Source organism: Shewanella frigidimarina NCIMB 400 (genome assembly GCF_000014705.1).
Lineage (GTDB): Bacteria > Pseudomonadota > Gammaproteobacteria > Enterobacterales > Shewanellaceae > Shewanella > Shewanella frigidimarina.
The window spans coordinates 433,650-448,239 of sequence record NC_008345.1 but is presented as its reverse complement, the minus strand read 5'-3'; the positions used below and the strand labels follow the sequence as shown (position 1 = coordinate 448,239).

The following is a 14,590-nucleotide window of genomic DNA, read 5'->3' as shown; positions in this document are numbered from 1 at the left end:
TATTTTATTGATTAAATAAACTACGGAGCAACACGTTCAACGCGTTTTACCCAGCCTTGCGGTGCAGCGACGTTGCCTTTTTGTAGATCAGTAAACAGCTTATAAATACGCTGAATATTGGGACCTACTTTACCGTCGCCAACCGTCAAAATTCGGCCATCTTCGAAGATATATGAGCTTACAGGCGATACCACTGCAGCTGTACCAAATCCACCCGCTTCAATAATTTCACCCGCTTCAATATCAGCAATGAACTTATCTAACATCACCGTCTCTTGTCTCACCTCACAACCCAGCATATCCCCAAGTTCCATAATGGACTGAGAGGTAATGGATTTTAAAATGGTATCAGTGAACGTTGGAATAATCACAGTGCCATCTTTTAAAATGTGGAAGTGATTCATCGCGCCAGCTTCTTCAATTTGAGTATTGGTTGAATCTAAATACAATACCTGCGATGCGCCATATTCTACAGCCGCTTTACCTGCACGCAGTGAGGCTGCATAGTTACCAGCAGCTTTTGAAGCTCCAGTACCACCAGATACTGCACGGTGGTACTTAGTACTGATTAACAAGCGAATACCATTATTAACCCCAGAGGCATAATACGCTCCAGATGGGCTTAGCATTACGCAGAATGTATATTGTTGACTAGGGCTAACAGACAAACGATCTTCTGTTGCAAAAATAAAAGGTCGAATGTATAAACACGCGCCTTGTTGCTGTGGGAACCATAAACGGTCAACATCAATAAGGGCATTGATAGCCTTTACTTGCATGCTTTCATCGATATTGGGAATACACACGATATCGGCAGAACGGTTCATGCGCTCAGCATTTTTATTTAAGCGGAAGGTGTAAATCTCGCCGTCTTCGTGCATAAAGGCTTTAGCGCCTTCAAAAATCGATTGGCCATAATGCAATGACATTGCACCTGGTGCCATTTCAAACGGACCGTAAGGGACTATGCGCGGATCGCACCATTGACCATCACGATAATCCATCAAAAACATGTGATCAGTACGAAGCTTACCGAAACCTACATCGCCTTCTGGCTTAAATGGTTCTGTGCGGCGCTCTGACGCTGATTTTAAATTATATTTTATGTCCATTGCATACCACCTTAAAAACTGAGCTTGCAGACTATGGAGGCTAGAGATTAATGTCAAGTCGCAGCCCTAGATCCTAAATCAAAATACGTCAATTGAACGTAACAAGCATCAATATATTTATTCATACTGCAACAGACAAACTGTCAGTGCATCTATCATTTTATCTCAAGCCAATCACAATGGATCAATCAAAATAAATCAGTCTATTGTCATCAGGATGATTAACCATTAATGGCTAACTTACCACTGCCGCTATTACCGATATTTCAACCAAATATTCTGGCTCGGCAATCGCTGCTTGCACACAAGCTCTTGCAGGTGCATGCCCCTTAGGCAACCAGCTGTCCCACACTTGATTCATAGCATCGTAATCGGCCATGTCTTTAAGGTAAATAGTGGCTGATAAAATATGATCGCGTCGACTACCAGATTGTGCGAGTAAGCTTTCGACCTCTTCTAGCATGGTAATAGTTTGGGTATTAATGTCGGTGAACTTGTCTTTAGCCACCTGCCCACACAGATAAACGGTATTATTGTGGATCACAATACTGCTCATACGAGTGTTAACATCGAGTCGGGTAATTGTCATAAAAAGGTCTTTTACTGTCTTGGTTAGCAGATGAAAATAGCGCGATCTCAGATAAAGCACAATATAGTACGATTTATTGAATATATTTTAGCCACTTAGTTTTAAAGGCTATTCCTATAGGCCTTGTCACTGCTAGAATCGGGATTCCATCCAGAAACGTATAGGACTCCCCATGAGCCTCGAATTATTGTCCCAACTGGAAACCAAAATCCAGGCAACTCTCGAAAATATTGAGCTACTAAAAATGGAGCTTGATGAAGAGAAGCAAAAGAACGAAGCGTTGCTTTCACAGCAACAAGAATTGACACAAAAAAACCAACAATTGCAGCAAGACCTAAACTCTTGGAGTGATAAGGTCAACGGCCTTGTTGGTTTATTGAATAACGAAATCTAAATGGATTAATGCTGTTTTGATTGTATTTCAATCAAAGCATTTAATTCGCTGATAGCCTGCTTAACTTCCGGCAGGCTTTTTTTCGTCTGCAAAAAACGCCCCTTATCAAACTCGATCAACCCTAAGTCTTTTACCCAAATAACGCCACTCAAAAAAATCCTGGCATGCTTAACTATCAGTTTAGGTGCATAAACAGGGAACATTCTCATACGACTTCCTCCAAGAAAATAACATGCACTGAGGTGCAATGAAATAACGACGATAAGCCATGTATAAATAAGAAATGTAAATGTCCAAAGCAGATATAAAACCACTATTCACTTTCTTGTTAAGCACAACTTCAATGTCATCGAATTTGACCACCCGAAGCCAAAAGAGTTTCATTAATAGGTTATTTTTATTGTTCAGATCCATCGAACAAAATAAAAATGACAGTTTAATGCCGCTTGCCAATATTTTGACGCCATGTTAAGATCTTTGACGTTACTCAGGGTAAAAAAGAGTCACTTGACTCATCTCCGTATTGTCTTTTATAGACATACGGTTTTTTTTTGCCTGCGATAAACTTCCACTGCGCGCTAATCAACAATCCGCCTAAATAACAGCGTCGCCTCTTCTTCATAAGTGTCAGTACTCTCCAATACCCTTTGTTAAAATTTGGACAACAAAAAAGGAGCCGAAGCTCCTCATTTAACAAACATAAGTTGTGTAGATTACTTTTTGTTCATTGATGTTAAGTAAAATGCGATATCAATTAATTCGTCATAAGACTTAATCGAGCTGGTTTCTACGCGATATTTACCGTTAACCACTAATGTTGGTACACCAGAAATTTTAGCATTTTCAGTATCGCGCTTCATTTTCGACATTTGAGCGTTCACCATAAATGAACTTGCCGCTGCATCATAAGCCTTACCATCTACGCCATTAGCGATAAATATTGCTCTGATATCGTCTGGGCGAGTAAATTGCTGACGCTTGTCGTGGATAGCAGTAAATAGAGCTGCATCCATTTTTTTCTCAACATTTAGCTGCTGAGCGACCGCAAAGGCACGAGACATTTCTACGCCCATATCACGACCAATAAACTCAACGTGCGACTGATTAAATGCCACACCTTCAGGTAAGTTCGCTTCAATTTTAGGTACTACTGTTTTAGAAAAATTAAAACAATGCGGACAATAGAATGAGAAAAACTCAGTAATTTCTGGTTTGGCTGTTTCAGGGCCGTCATTAATCACAGTGTAATGTACACCTTCTTTATAATCGGCAGCCATCGCAGCCATCGGCGCTAGCAGTAGTGCAGCAGCCATCAGTAATGCTTTTTTCATTTTACTTCCTTCTAAATAGGCAAAAATATAAATACGCTGGCTCTATCATAGTCTAGCGTTAGCCTGTAACTCAATCGCTAGCCAATTGTATTTGTAACTAAATACGATTAGGTAGTGATTATGAAATAATGTTAATTAAAACTAGGTAAACTCAATGGCGGCTCATTAAGCGCAGATAACTGCTCTTTAAACGCCAGTGTTTGTTGCTCCCAATACTTAATATCGCCAAACCATGGGAAATTCATCGGGAATGCAGGGTCATCCCAGCGCTTGGCTAACCACGCATTATAGTGCACCATCCTGAATGCCCTTAATGGCTCAATGAGTGCCAACTGTTTCGCATCAAAATCACAAAACTCTTGATATCCCTCTAATAAAATATCAATTTGTAATAATTGCTGCTGACGATCGCCAGTCAACATCATCCATAAATCTTGTACTGCGGGCCCTTGCCTAGCATCGTCTAAGTCAACAAATCCAGGTCCGTCTGGTGTCCATAAAATATTACTAGGGTGTAAGTCTCCGTGCAGGCGTATAGAGGTAAAATTGTGCTGCTGCCATATCTGCTTGGCTTTATCTAAAACTTGCTCTACAACGGTAAAAAAAGCCGTTTGCATCGAACTGGCAACAATACCACTTTCACGTAAATAGCGATAAGACTCATCTCCCAAAATGGCAGGGGTCAGCGATTCACGATATTTAAAAGGCTGCATCGCGCCATATTGATGAATTCGACCAATAAAGCGGCCTACCGATTCAAGTTGTTCAAGATTGTCTACTTCAAATGCCCGCCCGCCAATAGACGGAAAAAGACCAAAACGATAACCTTGATACTCAAATAAGGTTTTACCTTCAATAACCATAGGAACAGCAATAGGAATATCTTCAGCCGCTAAAGCCAAGGCATAATCGTGCTCTTCTTGGATTTGTTCATTACTCCAACGATGTGGTCGATAAAACTTCACCACATAACGAATGCCTTGATCGCAGCGGAATTGGTACACCCGATTTTCGTAACTGTTTAATGCTAATAGCCCTGTCTCAGGGAAGACGCCGATGCTTTCGATGGCATCTAAAATGAGATCGGGTCTCAATGCCTGAAAATGAAACTCTGCGCCTGTACCGTTGTCCATGTATACCTTCTTAAGCAGTTTGAATATGTGGGGCAAGTAGCGTTAATAAAAACGCTAATACGTCTAACTCGTTTGCGCTATCGGTGGAAATCCAACAAATATCACCATAAAACTCATAATGTAACCATAAAGGGCTGCCTTCAAAATTCAGTAACCATTGGTGACGATCTGCGCCCCATTGGCGCTCACGAATGTCGCAATCAAGTGCAGCCGCTAGCGGTTCTGCAAATTGTTCAAATTGCTCAAAATCCACTTCTGCTTGAATAACAATACTTAATGCTGCTGGATCTAATTTGGCTGACAATAATTTCATAATCGACTCAGATAAAATACATCAATTAACTGCTACAAGACATAATTAAACCTTGTCCCCATTGGGGTGGGCGTTTGGCAAAATCTTCCATCTCGGATTGTTCGTCAAAAGGACGTTGTAAAAGTTGTTGAAGTTGCAATAACTTGCTGTTGTCGCCATTTTCTTCAATCGCGATAATGGCTTCCTGGGCGAGGTAATTGCGCAAAATATATTTAGGGTTGGCACTATTACGCTCACATTGCCATGCATTCACATCCGCCACTTCACCTACTCGGCTTTGATAAGCTTGATACCAAGTATCAAAACCAGCAAGGTCGACCATATCGTCCCGTAAACTAGAATGCGCACTACTCGGGTCCAGCTGGCCAAAACGGCGTAAACTATTGGTGTAATCAAGCTGATTAGTTTCAAGTAATCCGGTTAATTGCCCCACAAGCTGCAAATCTTTATTACCGAGATCAGCCTGTTCCTCTGCGTTAATAGCATTTGGGCTTTGATTTGGTTGAGAAAACCCTAACTTAGCGCGCATGAGTAATAAATACTGCTGAACTAATTCAAATTGATACGTATTTAGCGCTGCGATTAAATCGTCAGACTCGATAATAGGCGTTAATGTTTGTGCCAAACGCTTGAGGTTCCACAATCCAATGCCCGGTTGCTGGCCAAATGCATAACGCCCCTCGTGATCGGAGTGATTACAGATAAAGCCCTCTTTAAAAGTGTCTAAGAAAGCAAATGGGCCAAAATCGAAAGTATCACCGAGTATCGACATATTGTCGGTATTCATCACCCCGTGAGCAAAACCAACAGACTGCCAATGGGCAATCATTTTAGCGGTAGACTGCACTACCTCATAAAACCATTGTTTGTAACCTGCGGCATCGGTTGATAAATGTGGAAAATGCTGTTGAATGGTAAAATTAACTAATTGAGTCAGTTTGGCTGCATCACCTTGCTCGCTATGAAAAAAATATTCAAAATGGCCAAACCGAATGTGGCTTTTAGCCAAGCGTACCGTTATAGCGGCAGTTTCTTGGCTTTCGCGCCATACGGGCAAATCGGAACCAATAACCGCTAACGCACGGCTGGTAGGTACATTTAGCGCAGCAAGGGCTTCGGATACTAAAAACTCCCGTACAGCTGAGCGCATTACCGCCCGACCATCACCTTGACGAGAATACGGTGTTGGGCCACCGCCTTTTAGCGCGACATCCCAAGCCCCATTTGGACCAATAGCTTCACCTAATATAATTGAGCGACCATCGCCCAATCTTGGTGTATAACCACCAAATTGATGGCCACTATAAACTTGAGCGTAATAACTGGCACCCGGAGCCGCATAGTTGGCCGATAATTGCATCAACAGTTCAGCATTGGGCTTTTCTAATCCAATTAATTGAGCCGCGTCATCACTCCAACCCAGCCAATGAGGATTACTGATGGGTAAAGGATAAACTTGCGAATAAAAGCCTTCTAATTGTTCAAAGAAATCTTGCTTAAACTGCATTATGTTTTATACCCACAACCTGAGTTTTACACTGCAATTGTTGCTTTTCATCTATCTGACACAACTCTCCACATACAAATGCTTGTTCTGCTGGCACTGACGAGGCTTGTAAACGTAACATTCCGGCGCCTTTAGCTTGGCATTGCTCCAATGAATCGTAATAACCAGAAATGTGGTCTTGCAGTACTATTGTCGTCGGTATAGGCGTTCTGTCTGCAACATAAAATAAGGTCCATTCAGGTGTACGAATACAACCGGCCAGTAAAACCGCAGTGGCAGTAAACAGCAATATTTTTGGTAATGTACGAGTCATTAATGTCATTTTAAACCTTGAAAGCATTGGATTTGAAGCAACAAAAAAGCGAACCAAGGTCCGCTTTCCTTTTGAATATCATACCTGATATCCATCCAACAGTATTGATTAGCCTGTTAGTTCGCTTTGGCTTTGGCCTTTTCGATCCGCTTTATGCGTCCTTCAAAGCCAGTGACAGTACCGTCGGTTAGCTGATATTCAAGCGCTTGCTCGCACACCTTAATAGCTTCATCAAACTGACCTACATCATTTAACAATGTCGATAACTGCATAAACGCTGGCGATTTGATTTCATCAGTGCTTTTTTGAGAAACATATTGTTGATGTAATGAACGATATAAATCTAAATAGGTCAACTGTAACGCCGCACCATATTGGCAATAATCGGCCTGTTTACGCATTTTATAGCAATGATTAATCACACTGGCTAAGCCATTATGCTGGCTTTGAAGATCGTTAGCGTTGTTGGCAGCATCAATCTGTTGCAGAAAACTTTCGCTGGCCCAATCGCCTTCAACACGGTTTAGGTTCAAGGACAAGCCTTGATCACTTGGCGCATCAACGGCTGTTGTAATAGACACTTTAGGCTCGACATCTGCCTTGCTAACGCTCGCTTTGCTCACGTCAGCCACCGCGGCAACATCCTTGGGGACAACTTCAGGCTCAGAAACCACGTCAGTTACTTTACTTTCGGATTCAAGAATCGCTTCAGGAGCAATTTCGACAACATCAACAGGCTCACTAACCTGCTCCGCAGGCGTTTTCGATTTTTCGCTGGACTCGTTAACAGGATCAACAAGATCTACATCAACAGAAACAAGTTCATCGGTCTTCAGGGTAGCTTCAGTTAATACCTCATCTGCTGCCGACTTATCCATACCGACATGCTCAGATTCTGCCATAGTCGTATCGTCTGCTGCCGTTGAAGGTTGAGCAACCTCACTAGATGAATGCGATGTGGCATTACGATCGGTTTTATCACGTTCTTGTTTTGCCACAGCTTGAGTACGTCTATATAAATACAGAGCAATTGCAATCAATATGACAGTTAAAATTACCTTCATTAGGCTTCCACCTTGCTGATTATGTGCCAGAGCACATTATTTTATCTCACTCACAACTGCATTCATTGTGAGGCAATGTAATGGTTTTAATGATACCGCGCTGTTTTTTTAAGCACTAGCCATTATTATTTCAATGTACACTATAAAATCAAGTATTTATCTATTTTAATCTGTAACAAGTCGTAGACTACTCACCATTTCACATCAGTTTTAATCATTTTTGCGATCCCAACCTCAAAAAAAGGACATTTTGAGCCTAAGATCAAAGTTAAATAAACGGAGTTTGTCTGCTACTACTGGCAAGCTTACACTATTAAATATCCGACTGTTTTACTAAGGTATTTAATAAGAGATAACGCTATGGCTGATACAGAACTATTAAGTGGCAAGTTACTCTACGAATTTCGAACCATGCAAGCAATGGTCGAAATCTACTGTAAAGCGCACCATCCTCTTAAACCCTCCCAAGGTGTATGCCTGCAATGTAGCGAGTTTTTAAGCTATGCCAATACTCGACTCGATCGTTGCCCCTACGGCCAAGATAAACCGACGTGTAATAAATGCCCTGTACATTGCTACAAACCTCATATGAAACAAAGAGCACGAGAAATCATGATGTATGCAGGACCAAGAATGTTATTGCCTCATCCAATTTTTGCCATTAAGCATTTATTGGCAGAACGCAAACCGGCACCAGGTCTACCACCAGAAAGAGTCTCAAACAGACATTTACGTAAATTAAAGCAAAGTTAATAACCGAGAACTACTCGGTTTACACAAAGTAGGTTAGTATTCACTATCGTCAAAGAGAGTGAAAATGAACCAATTTAACGATTTATTCATTCAAACATACTGGTGGCTCTCCTTGCTCGGAGGCATTCATTGTCTTGGAGTCGGCTTGTATGTTCATTATATTTACCAAAGTGCCACCCGCAGCCATAGCCTGCTGGCTGGGATCTTTTTACTTATCGGCTGTTATTTTTTAACGGGTTTGTTGACCCCAGAAACCACCCCTATCCCGATACATTTAACCCTTACGCTGTTTATTCCAATCTATTTTCTGCTAATGCCAATGCTGTATTTATATTGTAAAAGCAGCCTAACAGCACAAGATTATCAACCACTGTTAATCAAACATTTTGGCTTTGCCATCATCATTGCATTAGTCACCAGTTCAACCATATTATTTCATATTGGTATCGATCCCAAAAACTCAAATAACAGCATTGGAACTCTGGGGGAAATAAGCAGTATTAATCTATTAGCCATGGTTTTACCCATCCTATTAATGCTACAAACCTTTGGGTATTTCTGGGCTATTTATCGTTTATTATCCCGTTATCGCCCACAATATTTGGCCAATAGGCAGCCTAACTTACAAGTGATTCGATTTCGCTGGCTAAGTGTATTAACCATCGGCATTCTCATTAATTGGGTATTGCGTATCGTGTTGGTCTACTTACCGTTTTACTTAGGCGACTCAGTTTTATTATTAACCCAAGCGGTAACGCGTTTAAGCCTATTACTGACCGTATATGTGTTTGCATTATATGGCATCCAACAAGTCACCCGTTCGGCCTATTTGCGCGGTTCGCTCAATGCCACCAGTCAAGCTACGCCACCAACCAAAGAGCCGCACACTGATCCGCTACTCGATGAGGAAGAAATAACTTATTTGCACCATCTAATGGGCGATGAAGATGAGAGCGACCCAAACGATAACTCAGTTATAGATAGGGATAAAAAAAAGGATTAGCTAGGCAGAAAACAGACTGATTTTCCCGTGCTCATCACCCTAAAAATAATGATCACTGTTTACCGATGATCGCCAAGTATAAATGTTTATTAACTCGCGCCAATTAAGGGTTATGCTACTCTAAGGTGAGTTTTACCATGACAATTTAGTCACCGAGGTTATTTATGAAACGTTCAATTAGCTTAGTTGTTTCCAGTTTACTCGTGTTATTAAGCTTCGCGTTTTCAGCTCCTAGTTTTGCAGACGAAGATGCTTATAACGATGCCATCACTAATTTTAAAAAGGCCAATGAAAGCCGACATTTATTTGATACGGCTTACGGTTATGCCGTCTTCCCTACCGTAGCCAAAGGCGGCATCGGGATTGGTGCCGCATATGGTAATGGTCGTGTATACCAAAGCGATGCTTATATGGGGGATTCCACATTAACCCAGCTATCCATTGGTTTTCAGTTAGGCGGACAAGCCTATAGTGAAATTATCTTCTTTAAAGATGCCAAAGCTTATAATGAGTTCACCAGCGGTAGCTTTGAATTTAGCGCGCAAGCGTCAGCAGTGGCAATTAACGTTGGTGCCAATGCGCAAGTAGGTACCACAGGTAATTCAGCAGGCGCAGGACAAGCAGGCAGTAATCATGCCGCTGCAGCAGCCTATATTAATGGTATGGCGATATTTACCGCCGCAAAGGGTGGGTTAATGTTTGAAGCCGCTCTTGCAGGTCAGTCGTTTACCTTTGATGGTAAGTAACCACTGCGAGTCTTAACACTCGTTAAGTACATAACATTCAGGCTGCCATTGGCAGCCTGAATTATTTGGAATAAGTGGTTTATTATCGCAGAGTCCAAACAATGGAATGAGCATATGCACAGTGGCCAAATTAACCTTGCTGATATATTTGTGGACAACCTTCTCGTCATCTCGGTAATGCTTTTGAGCCGGGATCTAGGTGTTTGTATTTATGGCCTGCGGCCACTAACGTCGTGGCGCTTCGCCCACACCAGACTAACATCGCAAGGTTCCACCCTGCACGGGCCAAATACTTTGTCATTCCGGCAATGTTTTTAAGCCGGAATCCAGCTTTTTTATACGTTGTACTTATGGCCTGCGGCCACTAACGTCGCGGTGCTTCGCCCACACCAGACTAACATCGCAAGGTTCCACCCTGCACGGGCCAAAAGGGGATCAACAGCAATCCCCTCTTGGATCACCCCTGCCGTTCCGGCAACATTTTCGCTATTTAACCAAACAACAGCAGCGAAAAAATTGTCACGGAAATTTATCCAGCTTGAAACCTCATTTGAATCCTACCTCGGCCTTATTCAAAAATGCTAACGCTTCCGATGGTACATCCTGTACCGCGAAAGCTAAGCTCACATCCATGTGAGCTTCACGCTATTTTCTTCAACGGCCTCAATTTCAGAGTTGAATTTATCCATTTTAAATCATGACTTCTGACTCATTTATGGACATAAACGTGATAGTTCCTTTGCTCTGTTCAGTCAGTTTCAGATTAAAATTTCTATGTATTAACTTTTACTTAAATGGCGGCACGTAGTACCGTCTAGTTTCAAGTTTTTGTTAAACTTGACGACTACTCCGACACAAACGATCTAATTGCAGCAATAGATGAAGAGTATTTTTTATCAGAAAATTTTTCGTGGAAAAAATCTGCCATACCAACTGTACTTGCTGCTAAATATTGTCTGGCAATGATGAGGCATAAAAGTGAAAAACTAATATCCGCGTCAGAACCTATACCTCTACCTTTTTCATTATCTATGCGTTCAATTGCAATAGGTAATGGATGCACCAAATTGGACAGCAATCGATAATCTCTACGAAGGTTTTTACATATTGGGAGGGATTCTTCAAAGTTTTGTTTTGTCTTGTACATCTCTAGCCCTTTAAGGGCAAGTCCCTGTTGATATTTTGATAGTGAAGATAAAAATGGATGTTTTTTTACTCTTTCTTTTTGTTCAGGTATGCCTTTTTCAAATTCATCTAGGTTATCTTCATTATTGAGTTTTTGGATCTCAAACCATTCAGTATTTCTGTGCTGTTGTAATATGAAAAAGCGTAACTCTGCTTCTTCATTAGATATATCTTCAATGCCAAAGTAATGAAAGCTTAAATAGCCTTCTAGTATGTTTCTGGCAAATGATGCCAATGAAACAACATCCCAATGACAGAAATCTAGAGGTTTTTTTTTAGTAGGTCTTGGTAATATTTTCTCAAGACTAACTCCTAGTACTGTTTGCCTAGTAAATATTCTTGTTGCTCGCAAACCACGACCAGTAGTCATTATTCCATGCTGATTTAGTGAGATGAGCTTTGTTGCATTTAAAACATCATCATATTTTTTTACTTCAGCTAGAAATGAAAGTTCTAATTCTGATTGTATTCTTGGTTTAGTTTTATACTTCATTGTGAGACCGTTAAGTTAAAAACCTCAATAACTGGTGCAGCTTTGCTGCATCCGGCACCTGAAAGGCGTGAAGTTGATTGATTTGTTATGTGGTTTTAATAACACGTGTAATTGTACCCATTCCTAAAAATCCATAATTTAATTCGGCCCACTTAATAGCTTGACGAAACCGTTTATCACTTTCCTGCTGTTTCATAATGGTTTGGAACGAATGGTTATTTAATATTACTTCATAAATAGCATCATCACTTTGTGATTTTACAGTTGATATAAAGTAAGCGTCGACCGCCCTCGCACATTTAATAAGCATAGTAATTAAGGTCGTGACATCCTTTAGTGTAAATTTATTGTTGCCGAAGTTATCTAAGGCAAGATTCACATCAAAATGATAAAAATCATCGAATATTCGTTGTGAATTTTCGACTAAATACTGCTTAGATAATTTCGAGATACAAGCATTTGATGAGTTAGCGTGAACTACTTTATTACGCCAGTGGCAGAGCAGTTCAGTAAAAATGATCCATTCTTTTTTAATATCTGGAATGCCTGTTAAGAAGTCTGCAACTCTATCTGCTTTCGATATGTTTTGTTTAGATGACTCATTAAAGTTTTTTCCGGTTCCTGACCAAAAGTTGTCTTTACTTATCTTTGATAGATATTCGAACAGACTTTCGACCGAGTAGACAATCGATGATTTTATTGCAAATCGCCTAGCATTAATGCTTGAGCTAGTAACATTTCCGGGCTTCCAAGAAATATTCAACTCTTTTGGAGGAGTAGTTTCAGGTGTTAATTGTGAAAGTGATACTGCAATCGTGTTCATACAATGAACACTGTGTCCAATATCATCTAAAAACACTTTTAAATATGTTGTTTCAGACATAGAGGCCTTTAGTGGTGGCATTGTCAGGGTTCGAACCTGCATTTTCGGGTTTAAATAATAACTTTTAGTAACCGATGTCTTACCGTTAGACGATGATGCCAATTTAATATTAACCTTTTTGGACACTTAGATATAGGGTAGCTCAAGCTCAGACTACATAACATTTGTATAGTGCGCATGCGCGTTTACCTAATTAGAGCAGTAAAAACGTGCACAGTTAACTAACTGTGTTACACGTAACTTATCAGCTTCTCATCAAATACACCATCCGAAAAAACGCGTAATCTAATGATTTTAAAAACACTTAAAACCCATTCGGTTTTAATACGATTGTATAGCTATCCAATTTCAAACAATTAGATAAAGCGCTAAATGCAGAGTTAATAGATGAGATTTTGTAAGGCAACTCGTTCGTCAATATCTATTCACTAAACGAGTGTTAGCAAGCTTTGGGGCAAAAACGAGTTAGTTTTCTTTACTTGGAAATAGACGGGTTCAACTCTGAACTTGAGGACGTTGAAGAAATTACGTGAGCTGGCCAAGGATGATGAGATGGACGCTCCCTAATGCGCCAAACTGATGTTGAACCACACAGTTACTTAAGGAGCGTCCACCATGAAAGTTACCACTATTTCGATTGATTTGGCCAAGAATGTATTTCAAGTCCTTGGGATGGATTGTCATGCAAAACAAGTCTTCAATAAGCGTTTAAATCGCACTCAACTGACCGAATTTATGCTGCAACAACCCAATTGCGATGTGGTCTTCGAGGCTTGTTATTCATCCCATTACTGGGGGCGTAAGTTTCTCGCTATGGGGCATAACGTTAAGCTCATTCCTGCCCAACATGTCACCCCGTTCGTGCGAGGCAGTAAAAATGATAACAATGACACTATGGCGATTTATGAAGCCAGCTTTAGGCCTAACATTCGTTTCGTGCCAGTGAAAACCGAAGAGCAGCAAGAGATATTGATGTTGCACCGTATCAGGGAGCGATTAGTAAAGGAGAAAACCGCCTGTACTAACCAAATTAGAGGTGTCTTAGTTGATTTTGGCATTTGTTTTGCCCAAGGCTATAAAGCGTTTGAAGTGGCCATTTGGGACATCATTAATGATGCATCACAACGTCCCATAATCAAGCTGATGGCAAATGACTTCTGGGGTGAATATCAAAGTGTAAATACACGTTTAGACAGAATTAATACCTTGATAAAAAAGCTTATTGAGCGTGACCCTAATGGCAAAATATTACTGAGTATTCCAGGTGTCGGCCCCATCATCGCTTCAGCATTTGTCGCATCAATTGGCCGAGGCCAGGCTTTTAATACCGCTAAAGAGTTGGGTGTGTGGCTGGGGTTAACTCCTAAACAATTTGCCTCTGGCCATAGAAGTGTTAATGGCAGTATTACCAAACGAGGCAATGGCTATTTACGCAAGCAACTTATTCATGGTGCCAGAGCAGTCGTCAGCCACGCTAGTAAAAAACAAGATGATTTAAACCTTTGGATAATGCAGTTAAGAAGCCGAAAAAGCATCTGCAGTACGGTGGTTGCCACCGCCCATAGACTCGCCAGACTAATATGGATTTTATTACAAAAACAAGTGCCTTATGTTCCGCAATATGCTGCAAATCAAGGTGTAAACCATGGTACTTGTTAACACTGTTGTCGCTATCTTGCTGAGCTCGGGCTGGCCAAGGGTAATAAACCCGACTGGATGATAATAGCCGCAAGATAGCACATTAAACACTCACCAAGGTTGTTGTTAACGA

Annotated in this window: 16 protein-coding genes and 1 tRNA gene; 5 read left to right on the top strand and 12 right to left on the bottom strand. The window is 40.9% G+C overall.

The annotated features are described in order from the left end of the window. Positions 1 to 20 precede the first annotated feature (20 nt). Positions 21 to 1,112 (bottom strand): branched-chain amino acid aminotransferase, encoded by a 1,092-nt coding sequence (locus SFRI_RS02135; protein ID WP_011635903.1) that lies wholly within the window; start codon positions 1,110 to 1,112, stop codon positions 21 to 23. 235 nt (positions 1,113 to 1,347) lie between these two features. After that, entirely contained in the window at positions 1,348 to 1,701 is a 354-nt protein-coding gene (locus SFRI_RS02130) for a RidA family protein (RefSeq protein WP_011635902.1), read from the bottom strand. A 172-nt stretch (positions 1,702 to 1,873) separates the two neighbouring features. Here SFRI_RS02130 and SFRI_RS02125 point away from each other — a divergent pair, with 172 nt between their 5' ends. Continuing rightward, positions 1,874 to 2,095, top strand: a complete 222-nt coding sequence (locus SFRI_RS02125; protein WP_011635901.1) for a cell division protein ZapB — start codon at positions 1,874 to 1,876, stop codon at positions 2,093 to 2,095. 5 nt (positions 2,096 to 2,100) lie between these two features. On the opposite strand, the gene SFRI_RS02120 is transcribed toward SFRI_RS02125, so the two are convergent. The 7 genes from SFRI_RS02120 to SFRI_RS20940 form a co-directional block, all read right to left on the bottom strand. Further along, complete coding sequence (locus SFRI_RS02120; protein WP_011635900.1) at positions 2,101 to 2,304, bottom strand: DUF1107 domain-containing protein; 204 nt, start codon at positions 2,302 to 2,304, stop codon at positions 2,101 to 2,103. Positions 2,305 to 2,808: 504 nt separating this feature from the next. Further along, positions 2,809 to 3,426, bottom strand: coding sequence for a thiol:disulfide interchange protein DsbA/DsbL (locus tag SFRI_RS02115; RefSeq protein WP_011635899.1), 618 nt, complete (start codon positions 3,424 to 3,426; stop codon positions 2,809 to 2,811). Positions 3,427 to 3,557: 131 nt separating this feature from the next. Continuing rightward, positions 3,558 to 4,559: a serine/threonine protein kinase gene (locus tag SFRI_RS02110; RefSeq protein ID WP_011635898.1), complete on the bottom strand. Its 1,002-nt coding sequence runs from the start codon at positions 4,557 to 4,559 to the stop codon at positions 3,558 to 3,560. Positions 4,560 to 4,569: 10 nt separating this feature from the next. Next, positions 4,570 to 4,872, bottom strand: coding sequence for a DUF3630 family protein (locus tag SFRI_RS02105; protein WP_011635897.1), 303 nt, complete (start codon positions 4,870 to 4,872; stop codon positions 4,570 to 4,572). Positions 4,873 to 4,897: 25 nt separating this feature from the next. Next, on the bottom strand, positions 4,898 to 6,379 hold the full coding sequence (locus tag SFRI_RS02100) for a protein adenylyltransferase SelO (protein WP_011635896.1): 1,482 nt from the start codon (positions 6,377 to 6,379) through the stop codon (positions 4,898 to 4,900). Continuing rightward, the gene (locus SFRI_RS02095; RefSeq protein WP_011635895.1) at positions 6,369 to 6,701 is read right to left on the bottom strand and encodes a hypothetical protein; all 333 of its coding nucleotides are present in this window, start codon (positions 6,699 to 6,701) and stop codon (positions 6,369 to 6,371) included. Before SFRI_RS02095 ends, SFRI_RS02100 begins: the two co-directional genes overlap by 11 nt. A 107-nt stretch (positions 6,702 to 6,808) precedes the next feature. Further along, positions 6,809 to 7,756, bottom strand: coding sequence for a hypothetical protein (locus SFRI_RS20940; protein WP_011635894.1), 948 nt, complete (start codon positions 7,754 to 7,756; stop codon positions 6,809 to 6,811). Positions 7,757 to 8,116: 360 nt separating this feature from the next. Here SFRI_RS20940 and SFRI_RS02085 point away from each other — a divergent pair, with 360 nt between their 5' ends. From SFRI_RS02085 to SFRI_RS02075, 3 genes are all read left to right on the top strand, one after another. Further along, positions 8,117 to 8,509: a nitrous oxide-stimulated promoter family protein gene (locus SFRI_RS02085; protein ID WP_011635893.1), complete on the top strand. Its 393-nt coding sequence runs from the start codon at positions 8,117 to 8,119 to the stop codon at positions 8,507 to 8,509. A gap of 64 nt (positions 8,510 to 8,573) precedes the next feature. Then, positions 8,574 to 9,512: a hypothetical protein gene (locus tag SFRI_RS02080; protein WP_011635892.1), complete on the top strand. Its 939-nt coding sequence runs from the start codon at positions 8,574 to 8,576 to the stop codon at positions 9,510 to 9,512. A gap of 164 nt (positions 9,513 to 9,676) precedes the next feature. Beyond that, positions 9,677 to 10,258 (top strand): YSC84-related protein, encoded by a 582-nt coding sequence (locus SFRI_RS02075; RefSeq protein WP_011635891.1) that lies wholly within the window; start codon positions 9,677 to 9,679, stop codon positions 10,256 to 10,258. An 844-nt stretch (positions 10,259 to 11,102) separates the two neighbouring features. Here SFRI_RS02075 and SFRI_RS02070 read toward each other — a convergent pair. From SFRI_RS02070 to SFRI_RS21500, 3 genes are all read right to left on the bottom strand, one after another. Next, complete coding sequence (locus tag SFRI_RS02070) at positions 11,103 to 11,936, bottom strand: DUF5677 domain-containing protein (RefSeq protein WP_011635890.1); 834 nt, start codon at positions 11,934 to 11,936, stop codon at positions 11,103 to 11,105. Positions 11,937 to 12,021: 85 nt separating this feature from the next. Continuing rightward, positions 12,022 to 12,819 (bottom strand): hypothetical protein, encoded by a 798-nt coding sequence (locus tag SFRI_RS02065; protein WP_041412738.1) that lies wholly within the window; start codon positions 12,817 to 12,819, stop codon positions 12,022 to 12,024. Positions 12,820 to 12,831: 12 nt separating this feature from the next. Beyond that, positions 12,832 to 12,919 (bottom strand) — tRNA-OTHER (locus tag SFRI_RS21500). A gap of 515 nt (positions 12,920 to 13,434) precedes the next feature. Here SFRI_RS21500 and SFRI_RS02060 point away from each other — a divergent pair. Continuing rightward, on the top strand, positions 13,435 to 14,478 hold the full coding sequence (locus SFRI_RS02060) for an IS110-like element ISShfr3 family transposase (protein ID WP_011635888.1): 1,044 nt from the start codon (positions 13,435 to 13,437) through the stop codon (positions 14,476 to 14,478). Positions 14,479 to 14,590: the final 112 nt, after the last annotated feature.